Annotated in this window: 21 protein-coding genes and 2 tRNA genes; 11 read left to right on the top strand and 12 right to left on the bottom strand. The window is 66.4% G+C overall.

The features are described from left to right. Window positions 1-3: 3 nt before the first annotated feature. Window positions 4-612 carry an exopolysaccharide biosynthesis protein gene (locus QQW98_RS02015; RefSeq protein ID WP_290135893.1) on the bottom strand — a complete coding sequence of 203 codons (609 nt, stop codon included), beginning with the start codon at window positions 610-612 and terminating at the stop codon, window positions 4-6. A gap of 114 nt (window positions 613-726) precedes the next feature. On the opposite strand from QQW98_RS02015, the gene putP reads away from it, so the two are divergent. Further along, on the top strand, window positions 727-2,193 hold the full coding sequence (putP, locus tag QQW98_RS02010) for a sodium/proline symporter PutP (protein ID WP_290135892.1): 1,467 nt from the start codon (window positions 727-729) through the stop codon (window positions 2,191-2,193). Window positions 2,194-2,205: 12 nt separating this feature from the next. Here the strand turns inward: putP and QQW98_RS02005 are convergent. From QQW98_RS02005 to QQW98_RS01980, 6 genes are all read right to left on the bottom strand, one after another. Beyond that, window positions 2,206-2,281 (bottom strand) — tRNA-Thr (locus QQW98_RS02005). 124 nt (window positions 2,282-2,405) lie between these two features. Then, entirely contained in the window at window positions 2,406-3,284 is an 879-nt protein-coding gene (locus QQW98_RS02000) for a hypothetical protein (RefSeq protein ID WP_290135891.1), read from the bottom strand. Continuing rightward, entirely contained in the window at window positions 3,281-4,597 is a 1,317-nt protein-coding gene (locus QQW98_RS01995; RefSeq protein WP_290136829.1) for a replication-associated recombination protein A, read from the bottom strand. Before QQW98_RS01995 ends, QQW98_RS02000 begins: the two co-directional genes overlap by 4 nt. A 175-nt stretch (window positions 4,598-4,772) precedes the next feature. Next, window positions 4,773-5,924 carry a glycosyltransferase family 4 protein gene (locus tag QQW98_RS01990; RefSeq protein ID WP_290135890.1) on the bottom strand — a complete coding sequence of 384 codons (1,152 nt, stop codon included), beginning with the start codon at window positions 5,922-5,924 and terminating at the stop codon, window positions 4,773-4,775. Between the two features lie 81 nt (window positions 5,925-6,005). Then, window positions 6,006-6,617, bottom strand: a complete 612-nt coding sequence (locus QQW98_RS01985; protein ID WP_290135889.1) for an outer membrane protein — start codon at window positions 6,615-6,617, stop codon at window positions 6,006-6,008. A gap of 101 nt (window positions 6,618-6,718) precedes the next feature. Continuing rightward, window positions 6,719-7,312 (bottom strand): outer membrane protein, encoded by a 594-nt coding sequence (locus QQW98_RS01980; RefSeq protein WP_290135888.1) that lies wholly within the window; start codon window positions 7,310-7,312, stop codon window positions 6,719-6,721. A 157-nt stretch (window positions 7,313-7,469) separates the two neighbouring features. Here QQW98_RS01980 and QQW98_RS01975 point away from each other — a divergent pair, with 157 nt between their 5' ends. From QQW98_RS01975 to QQW98_RS01960, 4 genes are read left to right on the top strand one after another with little or no spacing between them, the layout of a single operon-like run. Continuing rightward, window positions 7,470-7,769: a metalloregulator ArsR/SmtB family transcription factor gene (locus tag QQW98_RS01975; protein WP_290135887.1), complete on the top strand. Its 300-nt coding sequence runs from the start codon at window positions 7,470-7,472 to the stop codon at window positions 7,767-7,769. Continuing rightward, on the top strand, window positions 7,766-8,449 hold the full coding sequence (locus QQW98_RS01970) for an SdpI family protein (protein WP_290135886.1): 684 nt from the start codon (window positions 7,766-7,768) through the stop codon (window positions 8,447-8,449). Before QQW98_RS01975 ends, QQW98_RS01970 begins: the two co-directional genes overlap by 4 nt. A 4-nt stretch (window positions 8,450-8,453) precedes the next feature. Beyond that, entirely contained in the window at window positions 8,454-9,431 is a 978-nt protein-coding gene (locus QQW98_RS01965) for an alpha/beta hydrolase (RefSeq protein WP_290135885.1), read from the top strand. A 44-nt stretch (window positions 9,432-9,475) separates the two neighbouring features. Beyond that, window positions 9,476-10,228, top strand: coding sequence for a ZIP family transporter (locus tag QQW98_RS01960; RefSeq protein WP_290135884.1), 753 nt, complete (start codon window positions 9,476-9,478; stop codon window positions 10,226-10,228). Between the two features lie 122 nt (window positions 10,229-10,350). Here QQW98_RS01960 and typA read toward each other — a convergent pair whose 3' ends face one another. Beyond that, a complete protein-coding gene (gene typA / locus QQW98_RS01955) occupies window positions 10,351-12,192 on the bottom strand; it encodes a translational GTPase TypA (RefSeq protein WP_290135883.1) in 1,842 nt (613 codons plus the stop codon). 260 nt (window positions 12,193-12,452) lie between these two features. Between typA and QQW98_RS01950 the strand changes: the two genes are divergently transcribed. Both QQW98_RS01950 and QQW98_RS01945 read left to right on the top strand, forming a co-directional pair. Then, window positions 12,453-15,131, top strand: coding sequence for a TonB-dependent receptor (locus tag QQW98_RS01950; protein ID WP_290135882.1), 2,679 nt, complete (start codon window positions 12,453-12,455; stop codon window positions 15,129-15,131). Window positions 15,132-15,387: 256 nt separating this feature from the next. After that, the gene (locus QQW98_RS01945) at window positions 15,388-15,765 is read left to right on the top strand and encodes a TIGR01244 family sulfur transferase (RefSeq protein ID WP_404800844.1); all 378 of its coding nucleotides are present in this window, start codon (window positions 15,388-15,390) and stop codon (window positions 15,763-15,765) included. On the opposite strand, the gene QQW98_RS01940 is transcribed toward QQW98_RS01945, so the two are convergent. Both QQW98_RS01940 and QQW98_RS01935 read right to left on the bottom strand, forming a co-directional pair. After that, the gene (locus tag QQW98_RS01940) at window positions 15,762-18,284 is read right to left on the bottom strand and encodes an ABC transporter permease (RefSeq protein WP_290135881.1); all 2,523 of its coding nucleotides are present in this window, start codon (window positions 18,282-18,284) and stop codon (window positions 15,762-15,764) included. The two genes, QQW98_RS01945 and QQW98_RS01940, sit on opposite strands and share 4 nt — an antisense overlap. After that, window positions 18,281-18,997, bottom strand: a complete 717-nt coding sequence (locus tag QQW98_RS01935; RefSeq protein ID WP_290135880.1) for an ABC transporter ATP-binding protein — start codon at window positions 18,995-18,997, stop codon at window positions 18,281-18,283. Before QQW98_RS01935 ends, QQW98_RS01940 begins: the two co-directional genes overlap by 4 nt. Before the next feature lie 28 nt (window positions 18,998-19,025). On the opposite strand from QQW98_RS01935, the gene QQW98_RS01930 reads away from it, so the two are divergent. After that, window positions 19,026-19,736, top strand: coding sequence for an arylesterase (locus QQW98_RS01930; RefSeq protein WP_290135879.1), 711 nt, complete (start codon window positions 19,026-19,028; stop codon window positions 19,734-19,736). Here the strand turns inward: QQW98_RS01930 and recF are convergent. Continuing rightward, a complete protein-coding gene (recF, locus tag QQW98_RS01925) occupies window positions 19,733-20,809 on the bottom strand; it encodes a DNA replication/repair protein RecF (protein ID WP_290135878.1) in 1,077 nt (358 codons plus the stop codon). The genes QQW98_RS01930 and recF overlap by 4 nt on opposite strands. On the opposite strand from recF, the gene QQW98_RS01920 reads away from it, so the two are divergent. Continuing rightward, a complete protein-coding gene (locus QQW98_RS01920; protein WP_290135877.1) occupies window positions 20,808-21,191 on the top strand; it encodes a hypothetical protein in 384 nt (127 codons plus the stop codon). The genes recF and QQW98_RS01920 overlap by 2 nt on opposite strands. Continuing rightward, window positions 21,188-21,418, top strand: coding sequence for a PspC domain-containing protein (locus QQW98_RS01915; RefSeq protein ID WP_319023299.1), 231 nt, complete (start codon window positions 21,188-21,190; stop codon window positions 21,416-21,418). Before QQW98_RS01920 ends, QQW98_RS01915 begins: the two co-directional genes overlap by 4 nt. 84 nt (window positions 21,419-21,502) lie before the next feature. On the opposite strand, the gene QQW98_RS01910 is transcribed toward QQW98_RS01915, so the two are convergent. After that, window positions 21,503-22,249: a queuosine precursor transporter gene (locus tag QQW98_RS01910; RefSeq protein ID WP_290135876.1), complete on the bottom strand. Its 747-nt coding sequence runs from the start codon at window positions 22,247-22,249 to the stop codon at window positions 21,503-21,505. 60 nt (window positions 22,250-22,309) lie between these two features. Between QQW98_RS01910 and QQW98_RS01905 the strand changes: the two genes are divergently transcribed. Beyond that, window positions 22,310-22,386 (top strand) — tRNA-Arg (locus tag QQW98_RS01905). Window positions 22,387-22,455: the final 69 nt, after the last annotated feature.

Here is a 22,455-nt window from a genome sequence, read left to right as displayed (position 1 = left end):
GGGTTAGCCGCCTGAACTGCCGCCTTCGCCGCCGCTCCACAGCGAATAGCCGAGGCCGATGGCGCCGATGCCGAGCACGGTGGCGACGATCATCAGCAACCCGTCACGCACCATGATCGCGACGCCGAAGCAGGCGATCGCCAGCATCGGCCCGGAACTGGCGAAGGGCAGCACCTCCAGTGGCGGGATGCTGGCGCACAGGAACAGGATGATGAGCGCGGCCAGCCGCCGGTACCAGCGGCTGGTGAAATGCTTCATCCGGCCGTGAAACCATTTGTCCATGAACCTGCCGATGCCGCGCAGCTTCTTCGACGCCTTGGCCAGCTTCTCTCCCTTGACCGAACGGTTCTCGATGAAGCCGGGCAGCCACAAGTGGGATTCCCCGACCAGCATCTGCACGGCGACGACGGCGATGATCAGCGCGAGGAACGTCGGTACGCCGGGAATAGCGCCGATGGGGGTCAGTTCGACCAGCGCGGGGACCAGCAGGAGCGGGCCGTAGGACCGGTCGCCGAAAGCTTCGACCACGTCGGCGATGCAGACCTCGTCCTTGTCCTCCGCCAGTTCGTCAAGGTCGTCGAGGATGTCCTTGACGCTGTGCGGTTCTTTCATTTCGGCATCCCCTGTTGTGAGGAAATAACAATCGGCGCCGCGCTTGGGTCCGAGGCTTGCGAATTGCCGCGCGGCTGGTGACTCCGGCCGCCAAATCCTTATGCAGTGCGGCCCATGGCTACCGGAACGATCATCTCGCTCGCCCTCTATTTCGTGCTGATGCTCGCCATTGGGCTCTACGCTTGGCGCAAGTCGACCGAGGATAGCGAAGGCTACCTCCTCGGCGGACGGCAGCTGTCGCCCGCCGTCGCGGCGCTGTCTGCCGGCGCGTCGGACATGTCGGGCTGGCTGCTGCTGGGCCTGCCGGGCGCGCTTTACGTGACCGGACTGGTGGAGGCGTGGATCGGGATCGGGCTGTTCCTGGGTGCACTCGCCAACTGGTTCATCGTCGCCCCGCGCCTGCGCGAACAGACGGAGAATCTGGGCAATGCGCTGACCATTCCCGAATTCCTCGCCAACCGCTTCCCTGACAAGGCCGTGCTGCTGCGCGTGGTGAGCGCGATCATCATCGTGACCTTCTTCACCGTCTACACGGCGAGCGGGCTGGTCGCAGGCGGCAAGCTGTTCGACAGCGCCTTTCCCGCCCTGATCCCCGGCATGGAGCCATATTGGGCGGGCATCTGGATCACCGCCGGCGTGGTCCTTGCCTATACCATGGTCGGCGGCTTCCTCGCCGTCAGCCTGACCGATTTCGTGCAGGGCTGCATCATGGTGGTGGCGCTGGTGCTGATGCCGCTGGTGGTAATGTTCGGCCCCGGCGGCAGCGCGGGCGAGAGCCTGACGGGCATCCAGCCCGGCTTCCTCAGCCTGACCGAAGGATTGACCGCGATCGGCTTCCTGTCGGCGGTGACCTGGGGCCTAGGCTATTTCGGCCAGCCGCACATCATCGTGCGCTTCATGGCCATCCGCAGCGTCGCCGACGTGCCGAAGGCGCGCAATATCGGCATGACCTGGATGGGCGTGGCGCTGCTCGGCTCCATTGGCATCGGCATCGCCGGCCGCGCCTACATGGAGCGCAACGGCCTCGTCATTGACGATCCGGAAACGATCTTCATCGTGCTCGCCGACCTCCTGTTCCATCCGCTGATCACCGGCTTCCTGCTGGCCGCCTTGCTGGCCGCGGTGATGAGCACGATTTCCTCGCAGCTGCTGGTCAGCTCCAGCTCGCTGACGGAAGACTTCTACCGCCTGTTCCTGCGCCGCAATGCGAGCGAACGGGAGGCGGTGAACGTCGGGCGCATCAGCGTGCTGCTGGTCGCGCTGGCAGCGATTGTCATCGCGTCGGATCCGGACAGCGAGGTGCTGGGCCTCGTCTCCAACGCATGGGCCGGTTTCGGCGCGGCGTTCGGGCCGCTCATCATCCTGGCGCTGACGTGGCGCGGCATGACGGGCGCGGGCGCGGTTGCCGGCCTCGTGACCGGGGCGGGCGTCGTCATCGCGTGGATTGCGCTCGGCTGGAACCGGGAATTCATGGGCGGTCCAGGCGTGTACGAGATCATCCCCGGCTTTGCGCTGGCATGGCTCGCGATCCGGCTGGTCAGCGCCGCGACCCGCCGCGAGGAGGCGGTGGCTGCGCAGTAGGCTATCGCGAGATGGTGCCGGCTGCAGGAATCGAACCCGCGACCCCCTGATTACAAATCAGGTGCTCTACCAACTGAGCTAAGCCGGCACTCTTTTTGCGTCCTACCGCTTCGCTGCTTGAGGACGTTGCTTCTTGCCCTATCGCTTCGCTGCTTGAGGGCGTTCGTCTCTGCCCTATCGCTTCGCTACTTTAGGGCGCGAGGGCGCTTGCTTCAAATGGCTCCGAATGTCCAGCCTTCGGTCTGCGCGATCTGCGGCGTCAGGGCGGGGGGCTTCCAGCGGGCTTCGTCATGCGCGACCGCGCGCAGCCACGCGGCGGTGAGGAGCGCGTCGGAGGAATGGTCGTCGATTGCCCCGTCGCCCGCGACCGGAGGCGAGCCGAGCGCGGCCAGCGCATCGTTCAGTTCGGCATAGCTGCGCAGCTTTGTCCTCCCGGCGCTGCGCCCTGCCTCCAGCGCGGCAAGCGCGGTGTAGATTTCGACGATGACAGATCCGGTATCCGGCAGCGGATCGACCGGCCACACCGGCAGGTGACCGCGCAAGCGGTGCAGCATGCGCATGCCCGTGAGGCTCGACTTGCCCACCTGCGCCGCGCCGACGAGGTTGAAGTTCGAATAGGGCTTGCACCCCATCGCGGCCTGCCGCTGCTCGGTCACACGGAAGCGCCCGCGCCCGTGGGCCGCGCCGTCGCAGCGGAAATGCGTGCCCTCGCGCCCGCCGTGGCGGCGGAAATAAGGGGCAAAATCGGCATGGTCGACGAAGCTTCCCGCAGCGAGGTGCGGGTCGCCTTCGCACACCGCGTCGATCAGCGCCCACAGCTCCGGCGCATCGGCGGGCGAGCGGGCGAGGCGCGGGAAATACGCCTCGCAATCGGCAAATGGCAGTGCGATGCCGAGATCGAGGCCCACCAGCGTGTCCTCCGGCAAATCGTCGAGCAGCAGGTCCAGCACCGCTGCCCGCGACCACGGCCCGCGCGCAAGCACCGGAGGCCCCCCGTCACTATCGGCGATGGCGAGCGATACGCCCTTCTGCCGCGCGCCTTTCGCGCCCGACCAGTCGATGGCGAGAAATTGCCGGAAGCGGCGCGTCACCCGCGCTCGGCCCGCAGCTTGTCCCAATAGGCGATCCGTTCACGCACCTTGCGCTCGAACCCGCGCTCGACCGGTTCGTAATAGGTCTGCGGCTCCATCTCTTCCGGCCAGTAATTATCGCCTGAAAAGCCCTCGTCCGCATCGTGGTCGTAGGTGTAGCCGCTGCCGTAGCCGATGTCCTTCATCAGCTTGGTCGGAGCGTTGAGGATGTTGGCGGGAGGCATCAGGCTGCCGGTTTCCTTCGCGCTGCGCCACGCGGCCTTCTGCGCCTTGTAGACCGCGTTCGATTTGGGCGCGGTGGCAAGGTAGAGGCACGCCTGCGCCAGGGCGAGTTCGCCTTCCGGGCTGCCGAGGAATTCGTACGTGTCCCTGGCCGCCATGCATTGTACCAACGCGTTGGGGTCCGCGAGGCCGATGTCCTCCACCGCCATGCGCACCAGCCGCCGGGCGAGATAGCGCGGCTCTTCCCCCGCCGTCAGCATCCGCGCGAGGTAATAGAGCGCCGCCTGCGGGTCCGATCCGCGCACCGCCTTGTGCAGCGCGGAAATGAGGTTGTAATGCCCGTCGCGGTCCTTGTCGTACACGGCGACGCGGCGCTGCAGGAACTTGCCTAGCCCTGCCGGATCGAGCGGTTCGGGAATGTTCGCGGCGTAAAGCGTTTCCGCCTGGTTGAGCAGGAAGCGCCCGTCGCCATCGGCGCTCGCCACCAGCGCATCGCGCGCTTCGGGGGTGAGGGGTAGGGGCCCCTCCAGCGCCTCTGCCCGGTTGAGCAAATTGCCCAGCGCCTCGTGCCCCAGCCGCTCCAGGATCAGCACCTGAGCCCGGCTTAGCAGCGCGGCGTTCAGCGCGAAGCTGGGATTCTCCGTCGTCGCGCCGACCAGCGTCACGGTGCCGCGCTCCACGAAGGGGAGGAAGCCGTCCTGCTGCGCGCGGTTGAAGCGGTGGATTTCGTCCACGAACAGCAAGGTGCGCTGTCCCGCCTCGGCAGCCTTGTCGGCGGCGGCGAAGGCTTTCTTGAGGTCGGCGACGCCGGTGAACACGGCGCTGACCGCCTCGTACCGCATGCCCACGCTGTCCGCGAGCAGGCGGGCGATGCTGGTCTTGCCGGTGCCGGGCGGACCCCACAGGATCATGCTGGAAAGCTTGCCCGCCGCGACCATCCGGCCGATCGCGCCTTCCGGACCGGTCAGGTGCTCCTGCCCGATGACCTGCGAAAGGTCGCGCGGGCGCAGCCGGTCGGCCAGCGGCGCATCCTCGCGCATCGGCTCGGCTGTTCGGGAGGGCGGGGGATCGTCGGCGAAAAGGTCGGCCATGGCTCCCATGTAGGCAGGCGCGCCCGATTTTGCTATCGCCACGCCAAGGGCCGCTTGGGGGAGTGGAAACAATGAACGAGACGATAGCCGGAACGGGCGCGAAGACCGCCATCGTGGTCAGCGTGGTTTTGCTCGCAGTCTACAGCCGCCGGATGACGGTGCGGGGCGTGCTGCGCTAGCCCTGCCGTTTCGCTGCGATCAGCCTCAGATACGTGTCCGCCACCACCTGGTTGATCGCGTCCCACTCGTAGCCGTCGGCCTTGCGCGCGCCGGCCTCGCCATGGGCGCGGCGTAGCGCCGGGTCCTCGGCATAGGCTTGTAGCTTGTCGGCATAGGCGGCGATGTCGCGCGGCGGTACGAGGTAGCCCGTTTCCCCATCGGCCACGAGGCTGCTGGCCCCCGTCGCGTCGGCCGCGACCACGGGCACTCCGCAGGCCATTGCCTCCAGCGTGACGTTGCCGAATGTCTCCGTGACGGAGGGGTTGAGCAGGACGTCCATGCTGGCGACCGCGCGGCCGAGGTCCGGCCCGTTCTGGAAGCCGACGAAGATCGCATCGGGCACCTTGGCCTTGAAGAAATCGTGCGCAGGGCCTTCGCCGATGACCAGCACCTTGAAGGCGACGCCGCGCTTCTTCAGCTCGACCATTGCCTCGGCAAAGACGTCCAGCCCCTTTTCCAGCACCAGTCGGCCGAGGAAGCCGATCGCCATGTCGTCGTCCGCGATGCCGTGGCTGCGCCGCCAGGCAAGGTCACGCTTCTCCGGCGAGAAGATCGTGCGGTCCACGCCGCGCGTCCACAGGCCGATGTCGTGGTGCATCTCTTCCTTGCGCAGTTCCTCGATCATGGAATCGCTCGGCGCGACAAGCGCGTCGGTGCGGCGGTAGAAGCGGCGCAAGCCCTTGATGAAAAGGGGTTCCAGCCACGTCGCGTTGTAATATCGCGGGTAGGTTTCGAAGCGCGTGTGGACGCTGGCAAGGATGGGGAGGCCGCGCGCCCGCGCCCAGGTGACCGCGCGGTGGGCGCTGGGATCTGGGGAAGAAACGTGGACGATATGCGGGTCGAACGCCTCGAGGTCGGCTTTCACCGCCGCGCTCAGATACATTGGCACGCGGTATTCGTCGCGGCCCGGGATCGGGATTGCGGGTACGCCGACCAGCGTCCCCTGGGGTTCGAAAGCGGGGTTGTCGACGGTGGCGGAATAGACGTGGACCTTCGCGCCCTGCCGCTGGAGATATTCGACCAGCCGGTTCAGCGCCTTGTTCGCGCCGTCCACGGTAATGTTGTAGTTGCCGTTGAACAGCGCAATGCGAAGGTCGGAAATATCCATCGCTGCGCCTCTAGCGCCGCAATCGCGCGAGGCAAAGGCCCGGCGGCGCACGAACGGTGCGCTGCCGGGCCTTCATTCGGACTAGAATTTCAGCAAGGCACCGACGACGAACTGGCCGCGGTCGGCCTCCGCCCCGGTTTCCGCTCCGAATACTTCGAGGTCGCCATAGTCGGTCCGGCGGTATTCGCCGCGCAGCGCCACGTCGAACGGCAGGTCGACTTCCACGCCAGCGCCGTAACGCAGGCCCTCGACCTGGCGGTCGTCGATGATGACCACGTCGCCATCGTCATAGGTCGCTTCGAAACCCGTCCAGCTGTAGCCGAGCTTGCCGTAGGCGCGCACGCGCGGGAGGACCGAGAAACCGGCCCGGGCACCGACGTAGTAATCGACGTTGGATTTCACCGCGAGGCTGTCACCGTCTTCGGCGAAGTCGAGAATCTGCGCGCCGGCTTCGGACTGGGCGATTTCGCCCTCGATGCCCACGAAGGCGGACGCGAAAGCGACATCGTAGCCGACCACCGCGCCGTAGACGATGTCGCTGGCGTCATCTTCGGTAAAGCCGTCGTCGACGGTGACCTCGTCCACCCCGGCGATCACGCCGATGTAGGGGCCGCCGCTGGGGATGACCTGCGCAGCAGCGGGGCTGGCGGAAGCAGCGGCCACGGCGGCGGCTGCGAAATAGCGGTACTTCATGCAAAATGCTCCCTCATTGCCACCACACGGGCGGCGAGAAGGGGCGTGGCAGCACCGGGCTTGCGCTGGAATGAACCGCTGACCGGTGCTGCCGTTCCGGCTCAGAAGCGCAGGCCGATGCCGGCGACGAGCTGGTCGCTGGCGGCATCGCCGAATTCGGTGCCGTCGACCGCGTCGTATTCGCTGCGGCGATACTCGACGCGCGCTTCCAGCGGGCCCGGGAGGGCAACCTGCACGCCGGCGCCGTAACGCAAGCCGCTGGCGTTCTCTTCGAGCTCGGCCAGCGAGCCGGATTCGGTGAAAGCGTTCACGTCGATTGAGGTGTAGCCGATCTTGCCGTAGGCCGCGATGCCGGGCGTCAGGGCCACACCGGCACGGGCGCCGACGTAATACTGCGCATCGCTCGACAGGCTCTCGCGCGCGGCGCCGAAGCTGTCCGGGAAAGTGGCGGTGCTGTCGCTCTTGGCGATCTCGCCCTCGACCCCGACGAAGGCGTTGCCGAGCGACAGGTCGTAACCGATCGTCGCGCCGTAAACACTGGAATCCGCATCGGCGGAGACGGTGCCGTCGGCGGAATCGACGTCGATCCCTTCGTAACCGGCGAGCACGCCGACATAGAGGCCGCCGTCCTGCGCCATGGCAGGGGCTGCGGTGAAGGCCGCAGCGATGGCGACGGTGGCGAGAAGTTTCCTCATGATACGATCCTTTTGCATATGTGCTGATGAGCGGGGGCTGCTCATGGCGCGTGCGCCTTGCCCGGCGCTGAACGGCGGGTCCACCGGAGGGCGGGGCGCGACGAAGCACAGACGCGGTTGACGCATGGCGCTATTTAGCCTATTGCCTAAATAGCTAATGGCTTCCGTTTTCGACGCCTTGTCGCACCCGATCCGTCGCGAAGTGCTCGAGCTGCTGAAGGGCGGCGGCCGTTCTGCGGGCGATTTGGCGGATCATTTCGACGTGTCGAAACCGACCATGTCCGGCCATTTCGCCAAGCTGCGAGAGGCCGGGCTGATCCGCGGCGAACAGCAGGGCGGGTCGATCATCTACACGCTCAACATGTCCACGCTGGAAGAGGCGTTGATGGGCTTCATGGGCCGCATGGGCATGGACGGGGCCAAGCAGGACACGGATCCGGAAGGGGAAAAGTCGTGAATACGAAACGCCTGTTCATCGCAGCACTGGTGCTGGCGGCGGCCCTGGCAGGCTTCGCCGTCCTGACAGCCGAGCGCCTTCCTGCCGATGCCATGCTGCCGACGCACTGGAACGCGGCGGGGGAGCCGGACAGCTTCAGCCCCGCGCTCGACGCGCTGCTGTTTCCGCCGATGCTGCTGGTCGGCGTGTCCTTGCTGTTCCTGCTCATCCCGCGCATCGAGCCCTTGCAGGACCGGTTGGAAGATTCCGCCCCGGTGCTGCGCGCCAGCTGGATCGGCATGATGGGGCTATTCACGATCATCTCCGCCGCCGTGGGCCTGCCTGCCTGGGGCGTGGAGCTGCCGGTCAACATCGTCATGCTGGGGGTAGGGCTGCTGCTGGTGGTGGTCGGCAATGCGTTGCCCAAGAGCCGGCCGGGTTTCTTCGTCGGCATCCGCACGCCGTGGGCCATTCTCGACACGGACAACTGGATTGCGACACACCGGCTCGGCGGCAAGCTGATGCTGCTGGCCGGCATCGCGATCTGCATCGTAGCGCTGCTGCCGGTGTCCCCGGAGCTCATGACGTGGGTCGTGCTGGGAACCGTGCTGGCGGCGGCATTCATACCGTATCTCTACAGCTGGTGGCTCTGGGAGCGGGGGAAGCGCGCCCACTCCGGGTCCGGCGACAGGAAGGACTGATTTTATGCGCATCCTCGCCTCCACCGCCGCTGCGGCCCTTATCGCCATATCCCCGCACGCTTTCGCCCAGGAAACCGGGGCGGAGATTTCCGCCCCAGCTGGCAAGGGAATGCTCGGGGGCGCTTTCACCGGCTCGCGCGACGGATCGCAGCCGGTGGTGCTGATCATCCCCGGCAGCGGCCCGACCGACCGCAACGGCAATAACCCGATGGGCGTACGCGCCGCCACGCTGCGCCTGCTCGCCGTGGGACTGGAGCAGCAAGGCATCGCGAGCGTCCGGATCGACAAGCGCGGCATGTTCTCCAGCGCCTCTGCCACCGCCGATCCCAATGCGGTCACGCTGGCGGACTATGCCGGCGACGTGCTGAGCTGGGTTTCGGTTATCAAGGCGGAAACCGGTGTGCCTTGCGTTACCATCGCCGGCCATAGCGAAGGCGGGCTGGTCGCGCTGCTGGCGGCGAGAGCCGGAGGCGCCGATGTGTGCGGCCTGGTGCTGCTTGCCGCGCCTGGTCGGCCGCTGCGCACGACTCTGGAGGCGCAATTGGGTGCAAGCCCCGTGTTCGCCGGGTCGATGGACCAGATCCGCGCCATGTTCGACCGGATCGAGGCGGGGGAGACGGTGCCGCTCGCCGAAATGCCCGCTGCGGTGCGCGGCCTGCTGCCGCCGCCGGTCCATCCCTTCCTAGGCAACCTGTTCCGGACCGATCCGGCAGAAGCCGCGGCCGCCGTACCCGATACGCCGATGCTGCTCGTCTATGGCGAGAAGGACAGCCAGATCACGCTGGAAGACTGGCATGCCCTGCGCACTGCACGGCCCGATGCACACAGCCTGATCCTGCCGTTTGCGACCCACGCTCTGAAGGACGCGGCGGGCGAGGGTCCTGCCGCCGCAGCTGCGACCTATACCGATCCGGACCTGCCGCTGACCACGGGCGTGGCCGAGGCGATGGCGAGCTTTGTGAGGCTGCACGCGGGCAACTGAGCGCCCCGGTTGCCGCATATCGGGCCAGGGTCTAGGGCCCGGTCATGACCGCGCCCTTCGTCACCGGCCTCATGGCGCTCGCCTTTTGCGCGGTGCACGTGTTCATAGGGCGGCTACGCCAGCTTCACCGCACGCCGCGTAGCCGCTGGCTCAGTTTTGCGGGCGGGGTCGCGGTGGCCTACGTGTTCCTCCACATCCTGCCGGAACTCGCCGCCCATGCCATAACATTCGAACAAGCTATCGGCTGGCGAACTGCAGTCGCGGAAGGCTGGGTCTACACGCTGGCTCTGGGCGGGCTGGTTCTCTTCTACGGGCTGGAGCGGGCGCTCAGCGTGTCGCGTGGAGACCGCCGGGCGGAAGAGGGGCGCGACCGGCCCGCGCACGGGATATTCTGGCTGCACATCGCTGCATCCTCCACCCTGATCGCCATCATCGCCTACTTGCTTAATCACCGTGAGGACGGGAGCGCGATCGGCCTCGCCCTGTTCTTTGCGGCGATGATCCTGCACCTGCTCACCGCCGATTACGGCGCGCGCTCCGATCATCCCGAACTTTACGACGCGCGCGGTCGATGGGTCCTCGCCGCGGCGACACTGGGCGGCTGGGCGCTAGGGCTGGTGGTGGAATTGCCCGACATCGCCATCGGCGGCCTGTTCGCGTTCGTCGGCGGAGCCATCGTGCTGGTGGTCCTGAAGGAAGAGCTGCCTCAGGAACGCGAGAGCTATTTCCTGCCGTTCCTGGGCGGTGCGGCGATCTACGCGGCCCTCGTGCTGGCAGAGCTCACCCTGATCGCCTGAGCGAAAGCCGGCACAGTTTCGAGGCAATCAGCCCGAAGTCTGGCGCGGCGGAGTCCGGCGTCATCGCATCCAACGGCCAGCCGAACTTCCGCACCGCGCGCGAAAGTCAGGCTTCGCCGCGATCAGGCCTCGTCCTTGCGCTTGGCCTTCTTGCGCTCGTGCGGGTCCAGGATCGCCTTGCGCAGGCGGATCGTGGTCGGCGTGACTTCGACCATCTCGTCGTCGTCGATATAGGCGATGGCCTGCTCCAGCGTCATCAGCCGGGGCGGGGTCAGCTTGATCGCGTCATCCTTGCCGGTGGAGCGGAAGTTGGTCAGCTGCTTCGATTTCAGCGGATTGACTTCGAGATCCTGCGGCTTGGCGTTTTCGCCGATGATCATGCCTTCGTAGATCTTGGCGCCGCCGCCGATGAACATCTCGCCGCGGTCTTCAAGGGCGAACAGGGCATAGGACGTCGCCTCGCCCGTCGCATTCGACAGGAGCACGCCGTTCTGGCGGCCTTCGATCGGGCCCTTGTGGGCATCGTACTTCTCGAACAGGCGGTTCATGATGCCCGTGCCGCGCGTGTCCGACAGGAATTCGCCGTGGTAGCCGATGAGGCCGCGCGACGGGGCGGAAAAGGTGATGCGGGTCTTGCCCTGTCCCGACGGGCGCATTTCGGTGAGCTCCGCCTTGCGGCGCTGCATCTTCTCCACGACCGTGCCCGAATGCTCGTCATCCACGTCGATGACGACGGTTTCGTACGGTTCGAGTCGCTGGCCGTTCTCTTCGCGGAACAGCACGCGCGGACGCGAGATGCCAAGTTCGAAACCCTCGCGGCGCATCGTCTCGATCAGGACGCCCAGTTGCAATTCGCCGCGACCGGCGACTTCGAAACTGTCCTTGTCCGCGCTTTCGGTCACACGGATGGCGACGTTGGTTTCCGCTTCGCGCATCAGGCGGTCGCGGATCATGCGGCTGGTAACCTTGGTCCCCTCGCGCCCGGCATAGGGGCTATCGTTGACGGAAAAGCGCATCGCCAGCGTCGGCGGGTCGATAGGCTGCGCGGCGATCGGTTCCTTCACCGAAGGATCGGCGATGGTATTGGCGACGGTCGCCTTTTCCAGTCCGGCCATCGCGATGATGTCACCGGCCTGCGCGCTTTCTACCGGCACGCGCTCCAGCCCGTCGAAGCTCATCAGCTTGGTCGCGCGGCCGACTTCCACGACGTTACCGTCCATGTCGATCGCGTGGATCGGGTCGTTGATGTTGATCGAGCCGGACTGGACGCGGCCGGTCAGCACGCGTCCCATGAAATTGTCGCGGTCGAGCAGGGTGGCAAGAAAGCTGAACTTGCCGTCGACGTCGAGGCCGGGTGCGGGCACGTGGCTGGTGATCAGCTCGAACAGCGGGGCGAGCGTACCGTCGCGCGCATTCTCGTCGTCGCTGGCATAGCCATCGCGACCGCTGGCGAAGAGGCTGGGGAAGTCGAGTTGTTCGTCGTTGGCGTCGAGGCTGGCGAACAGGTCGAACACTTCGTCGAGCACTTCCTGCGGGCGGCCGTCTGGGCGGTCGATCTTGTTGACGACGACGATGGGCTTTAACCCCAGCGCCAGCGCCTTGCCGGTGACGAACTTTGTCTGCGGCATCGCGCCTTCCGCGCTGTCGACCAGCAGGATGACGCCGTCGACCATGCTCAGGATACGCTCCACCTCGGCGCCGAAGTCGGCGTGGCCGGGCGTGTCGACGATGTTGATGCGGGTGGTGTTGCCGTCGGCACCTTCCCACTCCACGCTGGTGCATTTCGCCAGGATGGTGATACCGCGTTCTTTCTCCAGGTCGCCGGAATCCATCGCCCGTTCGTCCACCCGCTGGTTCTCGCGAAAGGTGCCGGACTGGCGGAACAGCTGGTCGACGAGCGTGGTCTTGCCGTGGTCGACGTGGGCGATGATGGCGATATTGCGAAGGGGCCGGGGGGCGGTCATGCGATTGGTCCGATAGTAAAGGAAAAGGCCGCGGCGCTTGGCGCGCCCGGCCCGGTCGCAGCGCCCCTAGACGATATGCCGCATTGCAGCAAGCCGTGTGTCGCTGCGGACACATGCGGGGCAATTTAGTGCTTAAGGCGGAACGTTAAGCACTTAATCCGCTTGAGCGATTCAGGTCGAACGCGTATCCGCGCGACCAGAGCGGCGGTGTTTCTCCCCAGGACAACGAAAAACCGCCGTTGGAGTGAGAGGAGTTTCCATTGAAAGTTTCTTATATCGGCCGCCGTGCCGCCATGCTCGCCGGTGTCGCCGGGCTGGGCCTCATCCTTCCCGCGGCCGCGCATGCGCAGGCAGCGTCCAATCCCGTCAACCAGGACGGTGACGAATTCCCGGCGGAAGAGGAATTCGCCGTCGGTAACGAGATCGTCGTTACCGCGACCAAGCGCGAACAGACGCTGCAGGAAATCCCGGTCGCCGTGTCCGTGACCGGTGCCGAAACGCTCGAGCGTGCGGCCATCCGCGACCTCAACGACCTGCAGACCGTGGTGCCCTCGCTGCGCGTCAACCAGCTGCAGAGCTCGGCCAACACCAACTTCATCATCCGCGGCTTCGGCAACGGCGCCAACAACGCCGGCATCGAACCGTCGGTCGGCGTGTTCGTGGACGGCGTCTATCGCAGCCGCACCGCCAGCCAGATCAACGACCTGCCCGACGTGCAGCGTGTCGAGGTCCTGCGCGGCCCGCAGTCGACCCTGTTCGGCAAGAACGCATCGGCAGGCGTGATCTCCATCGTCACGCGCGAGCCGCAGTTCCTGCCCGAAGGCACGCTGGAAGTCAGCTACGGCAACTACAACGCGCTGGTCGTGAAGGGCTATGCCACCAGCGGCATCAGCGACACTGCGGCGCTGAGCCTGGCTGCCGGCGTCAACCGCCGCGACGGCTATCTCGAAGATCTGAACACGGGCGTTGAATCGAACGAACGCATGCGTTCGTTCGTTCGCGGCCAGGCCCTGTGGGAGCCGACCGCCGACCTCACCTTCCGCCTGATCGCCGATTACGACGTCATCGACGAAGTGTGCTGCGGCGTCGTGAACCTGCGGCAGTCCGCCGCAACGCAAGCTGTCCGCGCCGTGGGCGGTAACGTGAACGATCCGGCAGACCCGTTCGCCGACCAGATCTACACGAACTTCCCTTCGACCAACCTGATCAAGAACTACGGCTTCTCCGGCCAGATCGACTACGATCTCGGCCCGGTCACATTGACCTCGATCACCGCCTACCGCAATTCCGATGCGGTAACGAACCAGGATGCGGACTTCACCAGTGCCGACCTGATCGGCGAGCTGAGCCAGGACCTGAACATCGACACTTTCACCCAGGAAGTGCGCGCCAACGCGTTGATCGGCGATCGCGGCAGCCTGCTGATAGGGGCGTACTATTTCGACGAGAGCATCGATCAGGACAACGCGCTGTCCTACGGCGACGATTTCCGTCCCTATGCCAACCTGCTGGTTCAGGGTGCCACCGGCGGCGCGCTGAATGTTCCGGTGCTGGAAGGCACCTTCGGTGCGCTTGAGGGCGCGCCCGGCCGCTATATCGGCCAGTTCTTCCGCAGCGGTACCGGGCTGGACGAAACCTACACGCTCGACAACCAGGCGTTCTCGATCTTCGGCCAGTTCGATTACGAGCTGATCGATGGCCTGACGCTGACGCTGGGCGGCAACTGGACCACCGACGAAAAGACCTTCACCACCGACGTGGTTTCGACCGACGTGTTTGCAGGCCTCGACCTCGACAACCCGGCTTACGCTCCGTTCCGCCAGCAGCTGCTGCTTGGCGGTGCGCTGGCCCAGGCGGGCGTGAACGTGAACGATCCGGCGGCGGTGTTCGCTTTCGCGACCAACCCGACGACGGCTCCGATCTACCAGCAGTTCCTGCTGTTTGCGCAGGCCAATGCCAACAATCCGGCGGCCAATCCGCTTGGCGGCCTGCGGGCGCTGCAGTTCTCGCCGCCGTTCCTCAACGTCCCCAACGCGGTCGAGGATGGCAAGACGGAGGACGACAACTTTTCCTACACCATCCGCCTCGCTTACGACGTGTCGCCGGACCTCAACATTTACGCAAGCTATGCCACCGGGTTCAAGGCGAGCTCGATCAACCTGTCGCGCGACAGCCGTCCGCTGCTGAGCGATCGTGCCGCCATCGAAGCGGCCGGCATCGACCGCGTCAACCAGAGCTACGGCAGCCGCTTTGCAGGGCCGGAAGAAGCCAAGGTGCTGGAATTCGGCGCCAAGCTGAACCTGGACCGCTTCAGCGCAAACCTGGCCGTGTTCGACCAGACGATCGAGGGCTTCCAGTCCAACATCTTCACCGGCACCGGGTTCGCGCTGGCAAACGCGGGTGAGCAGTCCACTTTCGGTGTCGAGCTGGAAACCATGTTCAACCCGATCGATGCCCTGTCGCTGACCTTTGCGGCAACCTATCTCGATCCGATCTACGACAGCTTCCCGAACTCCGCCTTCGGCGACGCTTCGGGCCGTGCCCCGGCCGAGATCCCGGAATGGGTGCTGCAGGCAGGTGCCAACTACATCGCCGAAGTCGGCGCGGACGATCTGATCTTCAACGTCGGCTATTACTATGCCAGCGAAACGCAGATCGCGGACGGCCTGCCGGGCTTCATCACCACCAACCCCGATGGCTCGCCGAACTACCAGACGGCGTTCGATGCCGCCGCGCCGTTCACCCGCGAGGTGAACCAGCTCGACGCGTCGATCACCTGGGCGATGGAGAATGGCATTTCGCTGCAGGTGTGGGGCCGCAACCTGCTCGACGATCGCTACATCTCGACGATCTTCGACTCGGTCGCACAGTCGGGTTCGATCTCCGGCTACACCAGTCCGCCGCGCACCTACGGCGTGGCTCTGCGCTACAAGTGGTAGGCTGAAACGCTACTGCCGAATAACGAAAGGGCTCCGCTGCGGCGGGGCCCTTTTTCGTTCGGGAGCGCGGTCCGCGACGGCCACAAGACAATCGCAACCATTCGGGTTAAGGCCCTGTCCAGTATCGCGGAATACCGCGTGGTCATTGGTTCATCGCTAGGGCTGACGGGCGTTTTACCAAGGACCCGATACCATAACCCAGTTTTTCACCCTCGATGCCGAAACCATCTGCGCCACGCAGATCGAACCGGCGGACATGTCCAGGATCAAGGCCATGGGGGTGACGCTGATCGTCAACAACCGGCCGGACCGGGAATCAAGAGACCAGCCCGACGGAGCGGAGATAGAGGCGGCAGCGCGCGACGAGCGGATCGCCTATCGCGAAATCCCGATCACGATCGGCGGGGCCGGCGAAGACGATATTGCCGCCTTGGCGAATATCCTCCAGCGGCACGGCGCCAAGCGATTGCTCTATTGCCGCTCCGGGACGCGCAGCGCGCTGCTGTGGGGACTGGCGCAGGCACAGCTGGGCCGCAGCGCGTCGGAAGTCTGCGCAGCAATCGAGGCGGCGGGTTTCCGTTCGGGGCCCGTGCGCGCTTCGATCGAGCGGATGGCTGCGGGAAGGGCCGCCTAATCCGAGCGTAACGCGCGCGCCGGCTTCGCGCGCAGCAGTGGCAGCGATCCGCCCAGCGCAAAGGCGATGACCAGCGCGAGGCCGGCCCCGAGCACGCCCAGCACCGTGCCCCAGTCCGGCAACCAGTCGAATTCGAACAACTGCGTCACGACCAGCCATGCGAGTCCGGACCCGAGGCCAAGCGCAACCAGCGCCAGGATTACGGCAAGCGCGCCATATTCCGCCAGTTGCAGCAGGAGCAACTGGCGCCGGCTTGCGCCGAGCACGCGCAGGATCACCGTGTCGTAAATCCGGCTCGCCCGCGCCGCGGCTATTGCGCCCAGGAGGACGGCCAGGCCCGCCAGCACCGCGACCGATGCCGCGGCCAGGATCGCGGTGCCGACCTGCCTCAAGAGTTCGCGCGCCTGGGTGAGGACCGAGCCGATCTCGATCACCGAACTTGAGGGCAGGATGCGGACAAGGTCGCGCAGCAGCGGGCCGGTGTCCGCGCTTTCCGGCAGCTCGATGGTGGCCGCCAGATTGTGCGGTGCGTCGCGCAGGGCATTGGGGGAGAATACGAAGACGTAATTGAAGCCGAAGCTGTCCCAGTCGATCGTGCGGAAACTGGCGATCCGTGCGGTGCGTTCGACGCCGAGGATGCCGACGGTGATCGTGTCGCCCAGCCTCAGGTCGATCGCTTCGGCAAGCTCCTCGTCGACCGAAACGAGCGGCTCGCCCTCGTAATCCGCACCCCACCATTCGCCGGCGGTCAGCGTGTTTCCTTCCGGCACTTCGTCGGCATAGGTGAGGCCGCGCTCGCCGCGCAGGGGCCAGGCACCGTCAGGGATTTCCTCCAGTTCCGCGACCACGACCGGCGCGTCCTGTGGCCCGTAGGCCAGGATCTTGCCGCGCAGCGCCGGCACCGTTCGCACCTCTGCTGCCGGGTTGTCGCGTGCTACCAGCGTGCGGAACTCCGCCTCGCTGTCGCGCGGCACGTCGAGCACGAAATAGTCCGGCGCCTGTGCGGGGACGCGCTGCCGGATATTGCCGTCGATGGCGCTCTGGATGGCGGCGAGCAGCACGAAGGCGGACAGGCCGAAGCCGAGCGCGGTAACCAGCTGGCCGGTCGACGCGCCCGGGCGGTGCAGGTTCGCCTTGGCGGTGCGGAGCAGCGGGTTACGGGGGCTGGGCAGGCGCGCGGCGAGCTTGCGGATGATCCAGCCGAGCAGCGCAAGCAGGCCAAGCAGCACCGCCGCCCCACCGAGGAAGCCGGCGCTGAGCAAGGGCTGCGGCGCGCCGACGAGTGCGAGTGCCACGATCCCCGCGAGCCCTCCCACGACCCACGGTGCGCCTTCCTTCCAGCGCTGCGAGAGCGGGCTGACCCGTGCGCGCATCAGTGCCATGGCCGGAAACCGGCGCGCAGCGAGCAGGGGCGGGGCGGAGAACACCAATGCCACCAGCAGCCCGAAACCGGCTGCGCGCAGCAGGGCGAGCGGATCGATGGCGAAACCGCTCCCTGTCGGTAGCAGGTCGGCCAGCGCACGGGCGAGGAACGGCGTGACCGCCACCCCCCCCACAAGGCCAGCGACGCTGCCGATCAGCGCCGCGGCGCCGATCTGCAGGGCGTAGATACGGGCGATATCGCGGCTCGACGCGCCGAGGACTTTCAGCGTGGCGATGCTGCTGCGGCGCGCTTGCAGGTAGGATGACACACCGCCGCCGATGCCGATGCCGGCAATGACCAGCGCGGCCAGGCCAACGAGGACGAGGAATTCGCCCATCCGGCTGACGAAGCGGTCAGCCCCGGGCGAGGCATTGTCGCGCGTGCGATATTCGAAGCCGGCTTGCGGGAAACGCTCCTCCAGCGCCTCCGCCAGGGCTTCGGTATCGCGGCCGACATCGTCGAGCGCCACACGGTACCGCGCCCGGTAAAGCGCGCCGGGCTCGAGCAAGCCTGCTTCTCCCGGAAAGGCGCGGTCGACGATGACCGTGGGGCCGAGCGAAAAGCCTTCGGACAGCTGGTCGGGCTCGGTCTCGATGATCCCTGTGACGCGCAGTTCCTGCCCGGCGATGGTCACCGTGTCGCCCACCGCCGCGTCTAGCCGGTCGGCAGCCCCTTTCGCGATATACGCCTCGCCCGCAGCCGGTGCGCCCGCCGCGCGGCCGCCCGCCAGCGTGAGAGTGCCGACCAGCGGATATTCGCTGTCGACCGCCTTCAGCCCGACAGGCGCGGCGTTCTCGCCCGCAGTTGCCATCGCCTGCATCCGGAAGCCGCCGGATATGGTGCCCAGCTCCTCCAGCGCAGCCAGTTCGTCCGGGGCGAGGTCGCGCTGCCAGACCGAAAGCTGGATGTCGCCGCCCAGGAATTCGCGGCCGCGCGCCTCGATCTCGCCGCCGACCGCACTGGTCAGCGTGCCGATGGCCGCCAGCGCGCCCACGCCGAGGAACAGGCAGATGACCAGCAGGCGCAACCCGCGAAAGCGCCCGTTGAGGTCGCGCCGGGCGATCCGCCAGGCGGTGGCCCAGGAAATATTGCTCACCCGCGGCCGTCCGAAGCGACGAGCCCGTCGGCGAGGCGCACGATGCGTTCGCAGCGCTTGGCGAGGCTTTCGTCATGGGTGATGACGACCAGCGTCGCACCGGTTTCCGCGCGCCGTGCGAACAACAGGTCGACGATTTCCGCGCCCGTCGCCGCATCGAGGTTGCCGGTCGGCTCGTCGGCGAAAATGATGGTCGGGCGCGGTGCGATCGCGCGGGCAATGGCGACGCGCTGCTGCTCTCCGCCGGAAAGCTGGGTCGGATAATGGCCCAGCCGGTGGCCAAGGCCGACAGCCACCAGTTCCGCCTCGGCCCGCTCCGCTGCGTCCGCCATCCCGGCCAACTCCATCGGGGTCGCCACGTTTTCGCGCGCGGTCATGGTCGGCAGTAGGTGGAAGGCCTGCAACACGATGCCGATGCGCCCGCGCCGTGCTGCGGCGAGCGCATCCTCGTCCATATGCGTGAAATCCTGCCCGGCGACGCTGAGCGAGCCGCCGGTCGCCCGCTCGAGGCCGGAAAGGACCGCCATCAGCGAGCTCTTGCCCGATCCCGACGGACCGAGCAGCGCCACCATCTCGCCGGCGCGGACCGTCAGGTCGATGCCGCGCAGGATATCGACCGGTGCGGCGGCATCGCCAAGCGTCAGGGTGAGGTTTTCGGCGACAATGGCGGGGCTGGTTTCGGGAGAGGTGGACACGGGATGCAGCGATGGCATAGCTGGCGGGCAAGTCCAAGGAGGTTGCATGCTGAAACCTGTTTTTCCCGTTCGCGCGATGGCGATGGCGCTGGCCTTGACCCTATCGGCTTGCGGGAGCGCGGAGCCGGCGCAGGCGCCGGAAGGCGACGCGACACCAAGCAGCGTGGTTACAGAGAGCGCGGCGATTGCGGGGCCTTCGCGCACCATCCTCGCCTTCGGGGACAGCCTGTTTGCGGGCTACCGTTTGCAGCCTTCGGAAAGCTATCCGGCGCAACTGCAGGCGGCCCTGCGCGCACAAGGCATCAACGCGACCGTCCAGAACGCGGGCGTATCGGGCAACACCACCGCCGCCGGTCGGCAACGCTTCGCCTTCACGCTCGATAACATGGCGACGAAGCCCGACCTCCTGATCCTGGAGCTGGGCGGCAACGACTTGCTGCGCGGTCTTCCTGTGGAGGAGACCCGCGCCAACCTCGACTTCATGATGGCCGAAGCGACCAAGCGCGGCATTCCCGTGCTGCTGATGGGCATGCGCGCGCCGCCCAACTACGGCGGCGATTTCCAGCGCCAGTTCGACGCGATCTACCGCGACCTTGCGCGCGAATACGACGCCGATCTCGTGCCGTTCTTCCAGGAACCGATCATTGCGCGGCCGGAGCTCAACCAGGTGGACCGAATCCACCCCACGGCACAAGGCGTGGCCGCGCTGGTCGAAGCGACGCTGGACGACGTGCAGGACGCCTTGCCGGCCAGCTAAAGCCGCGTCACCTCGCCATGAAATACCCGCCAGCGGGCGGCGTCGGCGGGCAGGTCGCTGAAGGGGGCGAGCTCGGTCCCGGTCAGCCAGACCTGCGCGTCCATGCCGGCAAGCCGTTCGAACAGGGCCGCGCGTCGAACGGGATCGAGATGGGCGGCAACCTCGTCCAGCAGCAGCAGGCCGGGCCGCTCCCGCAAGGCGAGTTCGAGATGCGCGAGGACGATGGCGATCAGCATCGCCTTCTGCTCCCCGGTCGAGGCCTGCGCCGCGGGCACGCCCTTGCCCGCAAGGGTCACGGAAAGCTCGCTGCGATGCGGGCCGGTCAACGTGCGCCCCGCAGCCCGGTCGCGATCCCGCCCGCGGGCCAGTGCGTCGGCCAGTGCATTGCCGTGGATCGGACCGCCGTGGTCGAGGGCGAGTTCGGGCCGCGCGAAGGGTTCTTCCGGCATGGCGGAAAGCGCCCCCGCCAGTGCCTCGACCAATCGCGCCCGCCCGGCTGCCAGCGCGGCGCCATGTTCGGCCAACTGGGCCTCGACAGCCGAAAACCAGCGCGCTTCGGGCATGATGTCCGCCGACAGCAGACGATTGCGTTCGCGCAAGGCCGCTTCATATCGGCTCGCATGGCGCGCGTGGACCGGTTCCAGCGCCACCACCAGCCGATCGAGGAAGCGGCGCCGTCCGCCCGCGCTATCGGTGAACAGGCGGTCCATCGCGGGCGTCAGCCACGATGCGGCGAACCATTCGCCGATCTGGGTCGCACTGGTCTCTGCGCCGTTGATGCGCGTGACGCGGCGGCCCGGCCGGCCGGGGAGGGTGCCGGTGCCGATCGCCAGCTCGTCCTCGCCCGTAATGAGGGCATTCACCGCAAAACTGCCGTCGCCACCTGCCATCGCCATCTCCGCCAGCGCCGCCCGGCGCAAGCCGCGTCCGGGAGCGAGGAGGGATAATCCTTCCAGCACATTGGTCTTGCCCGCGCCGTTCTCCCCCACCAGCAGGTTGAAGCGCGCCAGGCCGCCGAGCGAAGTCGCGGCGTGATTGCGGAAACGGACAAGGGAAAACTGGGCGAGCGGCATGATCCTTGCCAGCGATACGAGCGGTTTTGCGGCGCGCCAATGGCCGTGTGAATTCGGGCCGCGGCAATGCGCCGGAATTACAAAGCCAACAGTTGGTGAATTTTACCAAGCAATGGCATTCAGCAAAATGAAAGCAAACATTGCTGGCGGAAAAATGGCGGAAAACAGCGATTTTCCGAAACTGGCACGGGCCATGCAACGGTGTTTGCGTCGGCAGAATTGTTCTCCGGCACCGATGAAAGGAAACACAATGTTTGGTTTGTCCGCAAAATTCGAACAGCTCGCTTCGGTCGTCTCGGCCTTCGCGATCTCCGCAGCCTTCCTGGCCTTCGCCATCGTTCCGGCCGAAAACGCCAGCGCTGTCGCAGGGATGGTCGCATGAGCCAGCTCGACAAGAACGGCCCCGTGATCGGTTCGAGCACCGAGAAGTATGGGGCAGAATTCCGTCTCGACAAGGACAACGGCAAGCTGCTCGGTGTCTGCGCAGGGCTCGCGAACCGCTTCGACTGGGACCCGATGATCGTCCGCCTCGGCTTCGTCGCCGCGACCATCCTCGGCTTCGGATCCGCCATCCTGATCTATCTCGCCATCGGCCTGATCGCGGATTGATTTATAACTGCCCCGCTACGGGAGAATTTCCAATCCGTCCCGCAGGGGACGGCAAGGCCGACCGGCCGCCCGCGCTCTGGCTCGCTACCGCCCAGTGACTTTGGTTTTGAAAGGAGAGAAATCCGTATCCGTATCGAAAACATCCACCCCCTCGCGGCGCTTCAGCCAGCCGACAGCCGCATAGGTCGCGAGGGTAAGAAGGGCCTCCCACGCGGTTTTCAGCGCCCACTGGGTCAGCGCCACCGTGACGACCAGTTCGGTGGTCCAGCCTTCCACGCCGAGGAACGCGATCGGGTAGAATAGCGCGCTGTCCACGCCTTGGCCGACCACGGTCGATCCGATCGTCCGGGTCCAGAGATAGCGGCCCCCGGTCCAGATCTTCATCTTCGCCAGCACATAGGCATTCACGAATTCGCCGGCCCAGAAGGCGACGATCGAGGCCACCACGATACGCGGGACCTGGCCGAAAACGCGGACATAGGCATGCTGGTTGCCCCAGTCCGCTGCCGGCGGCATCGTCACCACCGCCCAGCTCATGAAAGCCATGAAAACAAGCGCGGCAAACCACGTCCAGATCACCCGCCGTGCGCGGGCATAGCCGTACACCTCGGTCAACACGTCTCCGATCACATAGGATACGGGGAAGAACAGCAGCCCCGCGCCGAACGGGATGGTGCCGAGCCCTGGCACGGTAATCTCCGCCACCTTGCCTGCGCCGATGACGTTCGAGAACAATAGCACGGTCACGAACGCCGCCATGACGAAATCGGCATAGCGGAAGCGGGGCGGCGTTGCCGGCGTGGCAGGCGGTCCGGACGGGTTTTCCGTCATGCCAGCGGCCTAAACCCGATTTGCGCCTGCCGCAAAGCGCGCTAAAGCGCCGCCCAGCGCGCGCCCGTAGTTCAACTGGATAGAGCACGAGCCTTCTAAGCTTGGAGTTGCAGGTTCGAGTCCTGCCGGGCGCGCCAGATCGTTTCGGCCCGGAAGGGCCGTGGACGATCTGGTGGGTGCCTTAAGGGATCGAACTGTTCGGAGTC

Source organism: Alteriqipengyuania flavescens (assembly GCF_030406725.1).
GTDB classification, from domain to species: Bacteria; Pseudomonadota; Alphaproteobacteria; order Sphingomonadales; family Sphingomonadaceae; genus Alteriqipengyuania_B; species Alteriqipengyuania_B flavescens.
The sequence above is the reverse complement of the archived record's forward strand: the minus strand, read 5'-3'. Positions and strand labels throughout refer to the sequence as shown.